General features: G+C 43.5%; 11 protein-coding genes. 5 read left to right on the forward strand and 6 right to left on the reverse strand.

All coding sequences use genetic code 11. From position 1 onward, the window contains the following. Positions 1 to 112 precede the first annotated feature (112 nt). The 4 genes from LAY57_RS22925 to LAY57_RS22940 all read left to right on the forward strand — a co-directional run bounded on the left by LAY57_RS22925 (position 113) and on the right by LAY57_RS22940 (position 5,196). Complete coding sequence (locus LAY57_RS22925) at positions 113 to 3,091, forward strand: response regulator (RefSeq protein WP_249069254.1); 2,979 nt, start codon at positions 113 to 115, stop codon at positions 3,089 to 3,091. 19 nt (positions 3,092 to 3,110) lie between these two features. After that, positions 3,111 to 3,491, forward strand: coding sequence for a response regulator (locus LAY57_RS22930; protein WP_249069255.1), 381 nt, complete (start codon positions 3,111 to 3,113; stop codon positions 3,489 to 3,491). Positions 3,492 to 3,531: 40 nt separating this feature from the next. Next, positions 3,532 to 4,203 (forward strand): phosphoribosyltransferase, encoded by a 672-nt coding sequence (locus LAY57_RS22935; protein WP_249069257.1) that lies wholly within the window; start codon positions 3,532 to 3,534, stop codon positions 4,201 to 4,203. 84 nt (positions 4,204 to 4,287) lie between these two features. Beyond that, on the forward strand, positions 4,288 to 5,196 hold the full coding sequence (locus LAY57_RS22940) for an alpha/beta fold hydrolase (RefSeq protein WP_249069267.1): 909 nt from the start codon (positions 4,288 to 4,290) through the stop codon (positions 5,194 to 5,196). 88 nt (positions 5,197 to 5,284) lie between these two features. Here the strand turns inward: LAY57_RS22940 and LAY57_RS22945 are convergent, their stop codons facing one another. Then, positions 5,285 to 8,080 (reverse strand): AMP-binding protein, encoded by a 2,796-nt coding sequence (locus LAY57_RS22945; protein ID WP_249069269.1) that lies wholly within the window; start codon positions 8,078 to 8,080, stop codon positions 5,285 to 5,287. Positions 8,081 to 8,246: 166 nt separating this feature from the next. Between LAY57_RS22945 and LAY57_RS22950 the strand changes: the two genes are divergently transcribed. Continuing rightward, positions 8,247 to 9,404: a glycosyltransferase family 2 protein gene (locus tag LAY57_RS22950; RefSeq protein ID WP_249069271.1), complete on the forward strand. Its 1,158-nt coding sequence runs from the start codon at positions 8,247 to 8,249 to the stop codon at positions 9,402 to 9,404. A 299-nt stretch (positions 9,405 to 9,703) separates the two neighbouring features. Here the strand turns inward: LAY57_RS22950 and LAY57_RS22955 are convergent, their stop codons facing one another. From LAY57_RS22955 to LAY57_RS22975, 5 genes are all read right to left on the reverse strand, one after another. Then, the gene (locus tag LAY57_RS22955; RefSeq protein ID WP_249069280.1) at positions 9,704 to 12,562 is read right to left on the reverse strand and encodes a CBS domain-containing protein; all 2,859 of its coding nucleotides are present in this window, start codon (positions 12,560 to 12,562) and stop codon (positions 9,704 to 9,706) included. A gap of 21 nt (positions 12,563 to 12,583) precedes the next feature. Beyond that, entirely contained in the window at positions 12,584 to 13,987 is a 1,404-nt protein-coding gene (locus LAY57_RS22960) for a hypothetical protein (RefSeq protein WP_249069282.1), read from the reverse strand. 7 nt (positions 13,988 to 13,994) lie between these two features. Continuing rightward, positions 13,995 to 14,441: a DUF29 family protein gene (locus LAY57_RS22965; protein WP_249069285.1), complete on the reverse strand. Its 447-nt coding sequence runs from the start codon at positions 14,439 to 14,441 to the stop codon at positions 13,995 to 13,997. Positions 14,442 to 14,457: 16 nt separating this feature from the next. Continuing rightward, complete coding sequence (locus tag LAY57_RS22970) at positions 14,458 to 14,826, reverse strand: hypothetical protein (RefSeq protein WP_249069287.1); 369 nt, start codon at positions 14,824 to 14,826, stop codon at positions 14,458 to 14,460. 2 nt (positions 14,827 to 14,828) lie between these two features. Then, on the reverse strand, positions 14,829 to 16,688 hold a 1,860-nt coding region (locus tag LAY57_RS22975; RefSeq protein WP_249069289.1), incomplete at its 5' end, for a CHAT domain-containing protein.

Raw genomic sequence — 16,688 nt, forward strand, 5'->3', positions numbered from 1 at the left:
GAGTGAAACACGCAAAACCTAATATTTTAGTGAATCGATCGATTTTGGATTTTGGATTGACCCTACGGATGAATCCGGGGGCGACCAAAGCAATGCTTAGGGAGATTGTTATATGAGAATTTTGCTAGTAGAAGATGACGAAGCAATGGCAGCGGTCGTTACAGACCTTCTTACTAAACAACATTACGTTATCGACATCGCTCACGATGGAGAAGCAGGTTGGGAATTCATAGAAGCTTACACCTATGACCTCATTCTCCTTGATGTCGTGCTTCCCAAGATGGATGGCATGACTCTGTGTCGTCGCATACGCTCTCATGGGTATCGTATGCCTGTGCTGCTCCTAACTGCTCGTCAAAATAGCACAGATAAAGTGATGGGTTTAGATGTGGGAGCAGATGATTATGTCGTCAAACCCTTTGATTTAAAAGAATTAGTAGCACGCATTCGAGCCTTGCTGCGTCGGGGAAATTCTGCCCTAGCACCAGTTCTGCAATGGGGAAAATTACATCTCGATCCCAGCACCTGCGAAGTAATTTATGAAGATCGAATTCTGCATCTCAGTCCCAAAGAATATTCTCTACTAGAGCTTTTTTTACGCAACAATCGCCGTGTATTTAGCCGCAGTGCTATTTTAGAACATCTGTGGTCTTGGGAAGACGCCCCTGGAGAAGATACAGTCAAAGCTCACATCAAAGGCTTGCGACAAAAATTCAAATTAGTAGGAGTACCATCTGATTTGATTGAGACAGTTTACGGTATGGGTTATCGTCTCAAACCACTATCTAGCGAAGAACAAAAAGAGAATATTCCCTTGATTCTAGCCGCCGGTTTCTCTAATGAATTAACATTGTGGTTGCAGAAGCGATTGGCAAAGCCTATCCAAACAACTCCAAACAGCGAAAAAACATTTGATGAACTAAACCGAGGCAACTGGTCATTGCTGCTGCTCGACCAGAGTGCAATCGACCAATCTGTAGCCAAACTGCTAGAAGAAGCTTATTGCCGACTCAAGCAAGGGAAACAGTCAATAATCTATTGTCTGGACAATAACTTAAGCAACAATTTACCAAGAAAGCTGATCGGTCAAATTCTATTTCATCCTTTGGACTGGGAAAAACTAGCTGGCATTGTGGCAGAAAGTATCGGATTGTCTTTACCACCCGCTACGAGTTTGCCAATTTCAAATTCAAAAGCGCAAATTGAAGAGAAAGTACAAGAAATTTCTAATGTTAATTTAGAGATTATTAATAGGCAAGAGAAACCGAGTTTTGTTGGCGAAGCCAAATATCAGAGTGTCGAATCCGAAAAAATTACATTTGACGGGCAAGAGTCAAATATTAGCCATATCAAATTACCAATACTCGAAGGTAAAACCCTTAATAAATCTGCCGAATTAGCGTCTATACAGTCTGCGGTAGCAGGAATATGGGAAAAGTTCAAAGACAAGATTATTAACCGATTTGCTGCTATAGAGCGAGCGAACACAGCTTTACTTGCAGGAACCTTTAACGATGAATTACGGCAGAAAGCAGTAAGTGAAGCTCACAAATTAGCGGGTTCTTTGGGTACTTTTGGTTTCGCTGAAGGCTCATCTCTAGCGCGAAAAATAGAGGAATTATTGCAAATAGGAGATAGGGAATCGAGCATCGGGTATGGTGAAAGTTATCAATTTAGAAGTGATGATTTTAAATTTTCAATTGTAAATTCTCCTAATAGATCTGTGCTATTTTCTGAACTGGTTGCAGCATTGCGCCGGGAACTAGAGACAGCTTCAGCTACAAAACCTTCCGCCTCTTTATCAGCTTCTGCTACACCTCGATTATTAAAGAATAAGCAACCCAAAATATTAATTGTTGAAGATGATAAAGAGCTAGCGGAACAGTTAGTTATGGAAGCTGTTTATTGGGGAATGCAGGCAGAGAGTCTGAGCAATTTGTCTGCTGCCAAAGTTACTATCCAGAACGCCGAGCCAGATTTGGTGCTGCTTGATCTTTCCTCTGGCTCACCTACTGAGGACGGACTAATACTGGTGAGGGAACTGTCCGCGCAAAATCCACCTGTGCCCATTATAGTCCTGACATACCGAGATACTTTTAGCGATCGCATCGAAGTCGCTCGTATGGGCGGGTGCTACTTTTTGCGAAAACCGATCGAACCAGCCCTAGTCATGAAAGCAGTTAGCCAAGTGCTACAACAGGGACACAGCGCTAACTTTAAGGTCATGGCTGTGGATGACGACCCGGAGATCCTAACCACCCTAGAAACTTTATTGCAGCCAGAGGGATTGAAGCTGATTCTCCTCGAAGACTCGCGACGGCTGTGGGAAGTACTCGAAGCCACAGCACCGGATTTTCTGGTTCTAGATATAGATATGCCTCATGTGAATGGTATTGAACTGTGTAAAGTCATACGTAACGACCCAAAGTGGAACTATTTGCCGGTGCTTTTCCTTTCTAGCCACACGGATGCCGAAACTATACAGCGGGTGTTTGGTGTGGGGGCTGATGACTACGTACAGAAGCCAATTGCGGGGCCAGAACTGGTCACTCGCATTTTCAACCGCTTGCAGCGAGTACGGGTGCTGCGAAATATTTCTGAAACCGACATTTTGACTGGAGTAGTCAATCGGCACAAGTCAATGCAAGATTTGGAACGGTTTATGCGTATGTCTACCCGTTATAAGCAACCCTTGTGCTTTACTGTATTGGATTTTGACTATTTTCAGCGAGTCAACGAAGAATATGGCGATGGTGTTGGGGACGTGGTGTTGCACGAATTTGGGAAACTTCTGTTACAAGGTTTCCGCACTGAAGATGTGGTGGCACGTTGGGGTGGTGACGAGTTTGCGATCGGGATGTATGGTATTACTAAACCAGCTGCCGCGAAACGGTTGGAGGAGTTACTAGATTCCCTGGGCAAAGTAAAGTTCGATCGACCGGAAGGCACAGAGATTGAAGTAACTTTTAGTGCTGGTGTGGTTCAGTATCCCGATGATGGTGCTGATTTACAATCTCTATATCACAATGCTCGTAAAGCACTCGATCGAGCTAAGGCAGCTGGAGGCGATCGCATAATCTGCTTTGATTAATCTAAAATCTAAAATCGACATGAGACAAAAGCGAATTTTAGTTATTGATGATGAAGACGATATTCGAGAAATAGTTCAATTTTCCCTGGAAACTATGGGAGGCTGGGAGGTAATCACGGCAGTTTCCGGCAGCGAAGGCTTGGCTTTAGCGTTAACCCAAGCGCCTGACGTTATTCTCCTAGATGTAATGATGCCAGATATGAATGGCCCGACGCTCTTTGAAAAGCTACAAGCGAATATAGCCACCCAGCACATCCCCGTGATTTTATTGACGGCTAAGGTGCAGCCAGCCGAACAGCGCCGATTTGTACAGTTGGGGGTGAAAGCTGTGATTGCTAAACCTTTCGATCCGATGACGCTGGCAACTCAGTTAGCAAAAACCCTAAACTGGAGCGTATAAACTACCGAGGTAATAGCGCTACAATTTGCTGGAAAAAGCTATGTCACCTTATGTACTATTTCAAGATCGCAACAGTGCCGGTGAGCAGCTAGCCCAAGCGATTGAAGACCAAATGAACCTGATTAGGGCTCAGGGAGTTTTGGCAAAGCCCATCGTCTATGCACTGCCTCGCGGCGGCTTGCCGGTTGCTGTACCAGTAGCTCTTAAGTTGGGTTGCCCTTTGAATATTGTCGTAGCAAAAAAGATCGCTCAGCCAGAAGATCCGGAACTAGCCATCGGTGCTGTAACGGCGGATGGGCAGGCTATTTGGTCAAATCGACTGCCCTTACCGCAAGATCATCCGAAATTACAACAAGCTCTTCGTCAAGCCCAAGAAAAAGCTCAAGATCAATTCGATCGCTTAGCTCCTAATTGTCCTCAGATTAGCCCACTAGGTGCGATCGCGATTTTGATTGATGATGGCATTGCGACTGGGATGACTATAGCTGTGGCGGTTTCTGCCCTGCAACTTCAAAAACCGGCACAGGTTTGGATCGGGACGCCCGTAGCACCCTTGGGATTGAGCAAATCTTTAGAGCAGATGTGCGATCGCGTTATTGTACTAGCAACGCCTCATCAATTCTTCAGCGTCAGTCGCTTTTACGGGGAATTTTCCCAAGTTGAGATCGAAGTTGCTTCTACCTTGCTACAGCAGGCAAACCAGCTACCTTAAAGTCAAAAGTCAAAAGTCAAAAGTCAAAAGTCAAAAGTCAAAAGTCAAAAGTCAAAAGTCAAAAGTCAAAAGTCAAGAGAAAAAATGTCGGCAACCCTCATCTCCTCAACAACTTCTATTCCAGGTTTCTACTGGCAGTGGCGGGAACAACCCATTTACTACGTGCGTGCCGGACAGGGACACCCGCAACGTCCGCCACTACTGTTGATTCATGGATTTGGTGCTTCTACAGACCACTGGCGCAAAAATATCGCTGAATTGAGTAAAGATTTTGAAGTTTGGGCGATCGATCTGTTGGGATTTGGTCGTTCCGCTAAACCAAACTGGCAATATAGCGGCGATTTGTGGCGCGACCAATTGGACGATTTTATCACCCAAGTTATCGATAAACCAGCGGTTTTGGCGGGAAACTCCTTGGGAGGCTATGCAGGTTTGTGTTTAGTAGCACAGCGTCCCCAGTCTGCGGCAGGATTGATTTTAATTAATAGTGCTGGGCCTTTTACTGCGATCGAACCTCAGCCCCAACCCGATCCTCTCAGAAAGATTTGGGGTGAGTTAATACTTGGAATTCTCCGACAACCTTGGGCAAATTATCTGCTGTTTCAATATGTGCGTCAACGCTCCGTTATCCGTAAAACATTAGAAAAACTTTATCTCGACAAAAGTGCTATTACGGATGAACTGGTGGAAGATATTTATCGCCCTTCTTGCGATCCAGATGCCCCACAAGTTTTTGCCTCTGTATTTAGTACACCTCAAGGTGAAAAAGTTGACGTTCTCTTGAAACAATTAACTTCTCCGCTGTTACTAATTTGGGGAGAAGGTGACCCTTGGATGAACGCTAAAGAACGAGGCGCTAAGTTTCGACAATATTATCCCCAACTGACAGAACATTATTTGCAAGCTGGGCATTGTCCTCACGACGAAGTACCGAAACAGGTGAACGCAATTATATCTGAATGGGTATTAGACTTCTCCTTTCAAAGAATGTAGAGACGTTTCATGAATGTAGGTAGAGACGTTTCATGAAACGTCTCTACAGCCGATCGAAATAAAGGGGGTAATCGTTGCGGATTTGGTATTAGAGAGACATCGAGTTGATTTGCTCTGCTTGTGCTTCATCTAGCGAAACTTTGACTTTTTCAACTAGCAAGGGAACAGACAACGGTTCAAATAAGCGATCGGCAAGACCTGGAATTTTGTAGCTTTCCACTCCATTCGCGGCTAGTTTTTCCCAACCTAATGTAGACCCGAAGTACCATTCTAATTTCTGTGTACTGGCGCGAAAGAGCGTAATTTTGCCTCGATAGAGTCGCGGCACATACTTATCTTTAGCTGCTTGATTTATATTGGCAGCCTCTTGGTAGCGAAGTAGGTGGGGGGAAAACTCATTCGATCGCTTGATATTAGTATCCTGACTATTTTCAGTTTGGTCAATATTGCTTTTTAAAACCTTGTCAGGAAGCACTTTATTCAACTTAAATTTAAAGTTCAATTTCTCGAACAATCGATCGCCAATGTAAGTTACTTTATCTATCAGTCCGAGTTGTCTTAATTTATCCGCATGGTAATAATTGAAAAATTCATAAAATGAAACTACTTTGTTAATAGAAGAATAATAGGCTTCATAAACCAAAAAAGACAATTGATAAAAGAATGCTTTGCTCTGCCATAATATATCTTCTTTCGGTAAATCTATAGGTGCGTCGGCATCCACTAAAGCAAGCAATGCTACTTTTTCACCTCGATCGCGAAGCTGTTGAGCCATCTCGAAAGCAATAATCCCGCCACTACAATGACCTCCGATAAAATAAGGGCCGTTGGGTTGGATAGCTCGGATTTCTTCAATACAATCAGCCGCCATTTGTTCGATCGAAGTCTCAGACATAGATTTGCCAACCAAGGCTGGATGTTGTAGAACATAAAAAGGTCGATCGATCGACAAACGACGACCAAATTGAGTCCAACTGATCGCACCAGTACCGCCTGCATGAAAGAAGAACGGCGGTTGAGATCCGTTACGTTTAATTTGCACTAAAGTAGCCCAAAACTTGGAGGTACTTTTGGGGCGAGAAATTATGCTGGCTAATTCTGCAACTGTTGAGGCTTGAATAAGAGTTGCGACAGGAAGATCGACATCAATAATCTTTTGTACTCGATCGATCAGTTGTACGGCTAGCAAGGAGTGTCCTCCTAGAGAAAAGAAGTTATCGTGAATACCAACTTCTTCTATACCTAAAACCTCAGACCAAATTTTGGCCAAGTTTTCTTCTAAGTTTGTGCGTGGGGGAGTATATTCTCGTTTGGTTATGGTCGGTTCTTGTGCTATTAATCCTAGTTTTTCAGCTAAACCAATTCGTTGTAATTTGCCTGTCGGGCCTTTAGGAATTTCATCGACAAACACGATGATGCTGGGAACTTTAAAATCAGCCAGTCGCGTTGCTGCAAACTCCTTTATTTCTTGCTCTGTAGCGATCGGGCCTGGTTTGAGGACGACGGTAGCAGCGACATTTTCACCCAATAATGGATGAGGAACGGCAAAGGTGACTACCTGCGCGATCGCGGGATGATCGAGTAGCACTTCATCAATTTCACGAGGAGAAATTTTTTCACCGCCACGATTAATGATTTCTTTGATGCGACCTTTTAAAAATAGATAATTATCAACATCTAAATAACCTAAATCACCAGTGCGAAACCAACCGTTAGTGAAGGCAGTTTTGTTGGCTTCAGGATTATTTTCGTAGCCAAGGGTGACGTTAACTCCTTGAATCACCACTTCACCCACTTCTTGGGGCGGTAACAAATTGCCAGCTTCGTCCATAATGGCTATTTCTGGCCCTGCGGCTACTCCCACCGAGCCCGGTTTTCGTACTTGGGGAGGTAGAGGATTACTAGCCATTTGATGGGAAGCTTCTGTCATCCCATAAGCCTCAATTACCGGAACGTTAAATGTCTTTTCCAACTCCACCATAACTTGTGGCGATAAAGAAGCGGAGGAGGAGCGAATTAGCCTCAGAGGACAGCTAGCAATGATGTTGATGTTTGCTTGAGATACAGCCAAAATTGCTTGGTGCATAGTGGGTACAGCGCTGTACCAGGTCGGGCGCGTTTCTGCTACCCAAGCAAAGAATTTCGTAGTGTCAAAACCTGGAGTGCAAACGATACTGGCTCCAACATTGAGGGATGATAGTAGGGCACCGATTAAGCCGTGAATGTGAAATAGGGGCATTATATTCAAACAGCGATCGCTTTTTGCCAAATTTAGGGCGACGCCAATGTTATGAGCCGAAGTGCAGAGGTTGTTGTGGGTCAGCGGCACAATTTTGGGACGGGAAGTTGTCCCGGAAGTATGCAGCACTAAAGCTACATGATCCGATGTGGGATGTTCGATGTGGGATGTGGAATTTGGCGGAAAGTCTTGATAAGTTAAGGTGAAAATACCTGCTTCTGCTTCTAAGAGTGGGGATAATTCAATGATGGGTATACCTCGTTCTTGGGCGACGGTTTTGGCTGCTTCGGCAATTCCCGACTGAATAATTAACGCTTTGGGATTTAGATCGGACAAATAAAAGTCAAATTCGGCGGTGCGATAAGCTGGATTGAGGGTAGCACAGGTGGCGGTGGAGGCTACAGCTAGAAAGGCAACTGCCATTTCTGGGCCATTGGGAAGGACGATCGCAACGCGGTCATGGCGATCGATCCCAATGGCGTTGAGTGCAGTTACTATATCGTTAATGTGGATATTTAGACGGCGATAGGTGAGTGGGGTACGTCCGATGGCTGCAATTGCGATCGCATCGGGGTTTTTTTCCGCTTGCTTCTTCACCAAATCGGGAATGCTTAAATTAAACGTAAGCTTTCTAGTTCGATCCATAAAACTTATATAATCCAAACATCACTATTCAAAAGATGCTTTTGCGATGATTAATTTTAGCAGAATTTTGGTGGATTCGATCTGCCAAAAAATTACTGCTTTCCATCCCCCGGTAACCAAGGCAGTATAGCGGGAGTCAACAGGCGTTCAAAATCGAGGAAAAACTATGGATGTCGCTGTTATAATCACTCTATTCAACGGAGCCAAATGGATTCGCCCAACTCTGGAGTCAGTTTTCTCGCAAGAACACCCTCCAGTCGAAGTAGTGGTTGTCGATGACGGTTCGGAGGATGGGTCGCCGGAAATTGTTCGATCTTTCCCAGGGGTGACATTACTTCGCAATTCCGGCAAAGGCGAAAATTCGGCTTGTGAATTTGGCTTTCGGCACACGAACGCGCCGCTAGTTGCCTTCTTAGATCATGATGATATTTGGCATCCATCTCACTTGCGAATTCTCAGCAGTATTCTGGAACAAAATCCTCAATGTCCTGCTGCATTTAGTATTTGCCTGTTTTTCAATTCAGATGATAGCCTTGTCTTTCCATCGCCAAAATTAAATGCAGTGCCATTCGATCCCTGGCGGGATTTCCCTAAAAATAAAATTCCCACGAATTCATCTGTTGTGATTCGCCGCGATGCACTAAATGAAATGGGTGGTTGGCCTGCGAAATTTAGCGGTTGTGGTGATGCTTATACTTGGTTTAGACTCAGTGTTGCTCAACCTTTAATCGAAAATCGATCGACTACAATAGGATACCGCCAGCATGAGAGTTCCCTGAATATAGACCTTCGTTCGCAAAAAGCTCTGAGTTATTTTAATGAAGCTCTAGCTGCTTCAGAGGATGCTGTTGCTCACCGACTTGCCATATATCCTGAAAATAGCGATCGTCTGAAAAGACGCTTAGCAGTCTTGACACCAATGTCAGACATTCTGAAAGCAACAATTAACTCAGATTACCAACTCTTAAAAGAATCTGCCTTGGCCTTTGAAGCTAGTCTAGCAGGTGAGTCAACAGCCTTCATCAAATCCATGTTAAATATGCTATTTTGGTTCCTCTCTCCCAGTTTAAACATAGAAACACTAGCAAGGAAAACAGACTACTTCAAAATTTTGATTCAACATTGGCCAAAAGACGCCCGAAATAGCCGAGAAGCACTTATGGATTATAATCTAGGAAACCGAATTATTTGGAATTCTTGGAATTACCTAAGTACACAACCCTGGCAAATCAGCCGTTGGACGCTATTTAGGGATGTCCTTTATCTCAGGCTTCTCTGGTATTGGAATCGCTTCACCATAAGTACAAGAAAGTCAACGCTTTAGATATAGCAAAGCAGCTTTGTTGGGTTTCGTTCCTCAACCCAACAAAGCAGATATTATAATATCATGTCCGGTGGCATCGGTTGTCTAAAAAAAATAACTCTTTTATCTGTGTTCATCTGTGTTCATCTGTCTTCATCTGTGGTAAAAATTTAACCCTCGATGACAACAGACAATTTCCCGCATCACGCTTACGCTACCGATGCAACCGGACATGAATAAATCGAATAAAGAGACGGGGCAAGATGCCCACCCCACAAGAATCGCAGAAAAATTGACTGTAAAATTAGATGCGTAGTAGCTTATTTTGCTGGTTTAGGAAAGTGTTCGGCCAAAAATGCTTCAGCAGATGCCCGATCGCACACTACCCCTACCCCCTCCCCATCCAGCGTCGCCGCCAATAAATCATCCAACATTTTACTATACTGCGGCCCTGGTTTATATCCCAACGCTTTCAGATCGTTGCCGTTGAGGGGAGCTTTTACATTTCTCCAGTCTGTCAGATAAAGCCAGATTTTCCGCCGCACGTCTCTTGGACTTTGTACTGCAATTAATATGAGAGTAGGCAAATCGTATCGACGCAACGATCGCACAATTTCACTTTTGCGATCGCACTTAGATAAAGTTTCCATCACCTCAGATTGAGCCAGAGCCAAGTTTTGTAGCCTTTCGATACTATCTACAGGTAGCTGGAGATTTGTTACTACTTTACCGCGATATTCCGGTATCAGATAAGCGATTAAAACTTCCAGTCGCATTTGCCAATGTTCGAGACTTTTTTGCGGATCGAAACGCCGCAGACAGCGATCGAGCAAACGCACTTGCCACCACAGTTTCTCATCTAATTCCAAGGTAGGATGGATGCAGCGCAACGCCCCCAAATCTGCCAGTAATTGCAAAGCAGGTTTCCAATAGGGAGCTTGCAGAATGTATTTCAGTTCGCTTTTGAGTCGAGTTTCCAGCGCAGGCGCACGACCATTTTTACCCTGAACTTGCTCGTAGATACCGCTGGCTAGAGCATAGCGGATATACCGCGCTGTCTGAGCCTCAATCTCAAATCCCAACCGCACAGCAAACCGCACAGCACGATATATCCGCGTCGGATCTTCGATAAAGCTATTGGCGTGCAAAACCCGAATCTGCCGAGATTGTAAATCCAATACCCCGCCAAAGAAATCTAATAGCTCACCAGCACGCGGTTCATTTAGCCGCACAGCCAAAGCATTGATGGTAAAATCTCGTCGATACAAATCTTGACGAATAGAACTGGCTTCTACTTCTGGATTGGCAGCTGGATAAGGATAAAATTCCGTCCTCGCGGTGGCAATATCTACCCAAAGAGAACCCAACTCTGGGTCGTTATGCCACAAAAGGGCAGCTGTTTGAAATTGACCGTGAACGTCTAAGCGAGCATTGGGATAGAGTTGCTGAAGCGCTTTGGCTAATTCTACACCCGCGCCAACATCGGCTGATTTATGAAAACCATCTACTACTAAGTCGATATCTTCAATCATCAGGATATTAGCCGATCGCGCTAGGAGCAAATCCCGCACTGCACCCCCGACTAGATAGAGATGCCAACCGCGTTTTTCTGCCTGCTGAGATGCTTTTTCTAATAATTGCCAAAGTGGGGGAGCGAGACGATCGCGAATAGAAGGCAAAAGGCAAGAGGCTAAAGGCAAATTTTCTTCTGATTTTTGACTTTTGACTTTGGCCTTTTCCTGATGGATCAGCCGCAAAACATCGGTGCGGGTAACAATTCCCACTAGCTGTCCAGTTTCCAAAACTGGCAATCGCCCGATATCGTAAGTTACCATGAGCGACTCAATTTCCGGTAGCGAGGTATCAGGTGCGATCGTTTTTAGATTCGTCGTCATGTAGCCTTTTACCCTTGCATGACTGAAACCGTGATGCAGCGCAATATCAATATCTCGTCTGGAAATAATGCCAACTAACCGATCTTGGTTATCTACCACAGATAAACCAGAATGTCCGTACCGCAGTAAGATTCGCTGAGCTTGTTCAATTGTTGTATCTGGGCGAATTGTTCGCACTGGAGAAGACATCAACTCCTGTGCTGTGGGAGGATGGGGAATCTGATTTTCGATTTGTTCGACCAGTTGTGCTAAGATTGGTAGTGGATCTACCCCCCGCAGACTAGCAGATGCTGCCTGGGAATGACCGCCGCCACCGATTTGTTGGAAGAGTTGGTTGAGGTTTGTGCCTTCAATGCGCGATCGACCGATCACCGTTAAGCGATCGTCCGATTTTGGATTTGGGATTTCAGATTTTGGATTTGCGATCGCTGATTCTTCTTCCTCCCCCACTCTCCCACTCCCCCACTCCCCCTCTCCCCCTCTCCCCCTCTCTTCTTCCCGCAAGGGATATCTCGCCGCCAGAAACACGGCATCGCTTTCAGTTAACTCCAGTAATTGTGTGGTGAGACTGGATAAACCGGGCACAAAACCCTCTGTATTTAACAGACACCAAGATATTGTGTAACCCCACCGGGTTGTGCTTTGCAAATTATTTAGGCTAACCTTCAGCAGTTCCTGCAATTGGCGAGACAAACCGGGATCGACATATTCTGCGATCGCTTTAAGGCTTACCCCTTGCGTCATCAACCAAGCCAAAGCAGCGGCGTCTCTAGGCGTCGTATGCTCAAATGTGAGAGATCCCGTATCTACGTGGATACCCAACGCCATCACGGTCGCCTCCGCTGGCGTCAGGAATAGTTCTGAAAGTTTCCCCTCTGCTCCTGGCTCTCCTGCTAATTTTTGCAAATGTTCCACAACCAGAGTTGTAGTGGCTCCCACCGACTCGATATAAGTTTGAGTGGCCGGGATATCTGTATCTTGATTGAGATGATGGTCGTAGAGGACAATTTCAGTCAGGTGAGGTAGATCTAACCACTCAGCTGCTTTTCCCAAGCGATCGCGTTGTTGAGTATCTACGATCGTCACAGAGCGAATTTGTTCGGGATTGATCGATCGACGTTCCATCAATGCAAACTCATCCCGGTGCAACGCCAAAAAATCCCGCACCACTGGGTGTGCGCCCCCAGGTAAGACAATTTTCGCCCCAGCTTTCAGGCGCGTCAGCCCTACAGCCGCTCCCAGAGCGTCAAAATCTGCTGTTGTATGACATAGAATCACATCCATTTGCTTTCCATTTGTGACAGATTAGGAGGGGGGAACTTTGTTTTCTGGCGCTTGTGAATTGCCTAAAATGAAATTAACAGTACGAGCGATCGCACTTTTTTCATGTTTCTGAATATATCGCAGAAAGAATGATGCGATCGCAACTCCCACTAAACCAGCGCCTAAGCTGAATAGAAGAGAAAGTGTTAAGTGATGCGGCGGGTTTAGACCGAAAGAAGGTTGCAAGTGAACCGGAATTATGGTAAGTTTTTCGGTTGGTTTTGCTTCAAATATATAAGGTGATGCAGTAGCAGCAACTCCTGCAAAACCTATTCCTACACCGATAATGGCAATGGTATTTTGTAATTCGCGATCGCGTTTTTTTTCTGCTTTCTCATTATTTTGTAACGTTTGTTGGAGTTTGCGATCGATCTCAGCTTGTTCTATTTCTACTATACCTCGGATAGATGCGGTGAGTTGTTGTGCTAGTTCTTTGCGGGGACTCATGTAGTTGAGCCAGTACTGAATTTGTTTGAGAGAAATATCTCTTGTACGATCGCTAAATTTTTGCCACGAGTCTAGTTGAGAACCCGCGCTTAATAGTTTTTCGAGTAAATCTTTATAGATTAAATTATTAATTTCAATAGTATTAACATAACCTTCTAATTCCCCGCAGTAAGCAGAATGCTTCAGAGCTAACAATGGTAATTTGTCTAACATGGCGCTAAATTTATCTAAGTTCTTATTTTTATCTGCAACATCAACTACAAATTTTTTAATTTCTTTCTCTATTTCCTGAGAAACCTTCAGAGCATCTTGATAGCTAAGTTTGGCTTCTCGATCGACAAATTTGATTTTATGGTAGCTACAGAGTAAATCAGCGATATCTTCATAGTGTTTTGATAATTTGTTTACACCATTTTCATCCTGATAATTTAGCAAAACTAGAATATGACAGACGGGTTCTTTAGTGTTTGCGGTACTTTGACAAAAGTATTCAAATAGAGGAATGCCTAATAAATTGCTTGTATTAGTTCCAGATATCTTGTCATTTTTATACTGAGTGTTTTTTAAGAAATTTCTTACGCAGCTATCTGCTAAAGCTTGGGTAGCTTCCGCTTTATGGGTAACTTCGCCATAAATACCGATCGTTTGACCGATCGAGGCGTTAATATTTTGAGGTAAAAATGCGGTGGGATTAAATCGATCGATTTCGTCAGGTGTCAAATCTGTTTTTGGGTCAAAGAAAGTTAGGTCGGTAAAATAGGTGTCGTGAAGTAGCCGGGTTATTAGTTCATTCTTTATTTCCGCTCCAATTTGGTTTTTTAATTTTTCTTGAAGTTCTTCACCAAAAGATTTAGCTTCGCTTTCAGTAGCTCGATCGGGTGGATCGTCGAAAGTGCGAGCGAGGTGAAAAGCGTAGAGAGTAAGTGTGCAATTTTTCATAGCCGATCTATTGAGTATTTTCGGGAAATTCGCTAGAAGTAATCAAAGCTAAAGCATTAGCTATAATGTCATCTTCTTTAACCATTGTTTTTAGTTGTTGCGCTTCATAAATGCCTTCAAGAATTTCTAAAGCAGCGCCGTCAAGAGCAGAAGAATAGGCTTCAATCAGAGTCTCTTCTAATTCTTCTAAATTCAGATAGCATCCGTTAGATTGGAGACGTTTATTGAGCCGCTTTATGTTTCTAAGTGAGTTTCTAATTGAAGTATCCCAAGAGCGAGTTGTCCGGTTTTCTACTTTTTGTTTGATTAGATGCAATAGCAAAATTACTGCAAAACTGTAAATGTTATTGATGATATCTTTTTTGCTCATTTCGGCAATTTCTTCGGCAATAACTAGAGCGCCTTTAATATCGCCTTGGAGTAAAAGCTGTTTCAGTTCTAAGATTTCTTCCATTGGTTAAAAAGGGAAATTAGGAGGGTGATTGTTTGGATGGATCGAGGGGTTTGTGTATATGAATTTCGTTTTTCAATTTTTCCAGAAGCGTAGGATCGCCAGTAGGTTTATCTGAACTTTCTACGGGGGGTTTGGAACCACCAATGCCGAGATGTGCGTTTAGGGATGCAAGGGATGTTGTAGGTTTTAAGTAGGTTTTGTGGGCGGTTTTAACATCAGGATGCAATTTGAGCCAATCAGAAATTTTTCCCCAAATTTCTTCATCATCATCTTCTAGTATTTCATCGGCTATTTCTGCTAATTCCATCCAGTCTGTTTCAGTAAAAAGAGCGGATTGGTTTTTCATAACTTCGATAAAACAATTTACATTTTTTTGATGAACCATGATTAAACTCCTTTGCCGATAGCACAGAAAGCTGCCCAATAACAAGGTGAATTGAATAGTTGAAAACCAGCGCCCATATCTTTTTCGTCTTCTTCGAGGATGCTTGCTAGTTCTTCTTGCCAGACATCCTCTAGTTTAGAGTTGGGGAGCCAATCTTGTAGTCCTTTAATTGTAACATCTCGGAGCCATTTTTGCGACTGATTCAGGGCGAGAGCGATGTTATTAGATTGTTCAAGTTCTTCGTAGAACTTGGTCATCTGTAGAGAAGCAGCAAGGGCGCTCACTGTCCATAAACTACCGATAATATTATGGCTTCCTGCTAACATGAAACCACTGGGTAAACCGATGTATTCGTCACTATTACTGTTGAAGTCGGTAAAACTTGTTTCGCAGGCGGACATGGTGACAAGTCGGCAATTTTTTAGGTCAAAGTGAGCGATAATATCGGCGAGGGTGAGGTTGCCATCGGCTAACTGTAAGCCTGAATCTAAGGGTGAATTAGGATCGAAGAAACCATGACAGTAGAAAAATAAACTGTTGGTTGTTTTCAGTTGGGGATTTGCGTCTGTTTTCCCTGAGTCATTAAGGTTTAGTAAGGCGGATCTTTTAGCGTGCTTTTCTTTGAAAACTATCGCCGCTTTAAATTGTTTTTTGATTGCGTTAACAACTCCATAATCTCCATTATTTTCCTTATACAAGTCTTCTGTGGGGGTTTGGATGGCGAATAAACTATCGAATAGTCGCGATGGTTGTTGTTGGACTTTGTGGAGTAATTGACAACTGGGGGTATACCGAACTCCGTCATCGAAGCAGTCAATCAGATAGGGATTTAGAGGGCAACTTTCGTTATTGCGGTGAAAGCGTTGCCAATTTTCCCCGCTGACAGGTAAGGCGTGGATAGGGAAAAGGTGCAGGTAGCGGTGGGGAATCAGGATTAGTTTATTGCAGGTGTCGGGAATGGAATTGAGTATTTCATCAATGTGGAGAATTTGAGCTAGGGTTTTGAGACGTTCGCCTAAAGGGTTTTCCCATTTTTCATGGCGTAGTTGCTTGAATTTTTCAAATCGTTCTTCTTGAGGTAAATTTTCATCAACCTTTGGATAATATTTGTCTAAATATTCATTTCTCCAATTAATTAATTTATCTAGATCGGACTCAGGAAAGGATAAAATTTTGGGCTGAGAGTTATCATTATTGATGATGAAGACACAAAACCTATCGGCTAAAATGTACCATTCTACAATTGCTGTTTTTTCATCTGCTAATTGCTTAATTTCACCAAAATTTAACGGTCTATAAGGATATTTGGCAGCTAAATCTTGGCGTAGTTGGTTGATGATGTCATAATTTTTTTCTTCAGCTTGTTTTAACCGTTGATTTTCTTCTGCAATTCTCAGTTTTAACTGTTGCAATTCTTGGCGTACTTCAGGGGGTATTTCTCCTTGGGGATACAAATCTTTCACCGATAGCAACTCTATCAAGTTTTGCCCTTTGGAACGTTCGGCAAATTCCACAGCTTCGGTGTAGCGTTGTAGTTCGATGCAAACTTCTACCATACCCAGATAAAGTTGATTCCATTCTTCGGCTAATTTCTGTTTGGTTTCATCCACAAATTGAATCTCACCCCGTAGAAATTCTACTGTTTCAATTGCTGGGGCATAAGTATCATAAGCGAGTTGCCATTGCTGGTTAGTGCAGTACAGATTACCTAAATTAAACAAAGTTTCTGTATAACCTTGCGGGAAAGCCTCACGAGTTCTGATAGTTAAAGCCTTTTTATAAGACTCGATCGCTTTCTCTAGATTATCTGCCCTCTCTCCCCTGATTCTGTCACTGTAGGCAGTTGCCAGATTATTTTGCGT

The sequence above is a fragment of the Argonema antarcticum A004/B2 genome (assembly GCF_023333585.1).
Taxonomy (GTDB): domain Bacteria; phylum Cyanobacteriota; class Cyanobacteriia; order Cyanobacteriales; family Aerosakkonemataceae; genus Argonema; species Argonema antarcticum.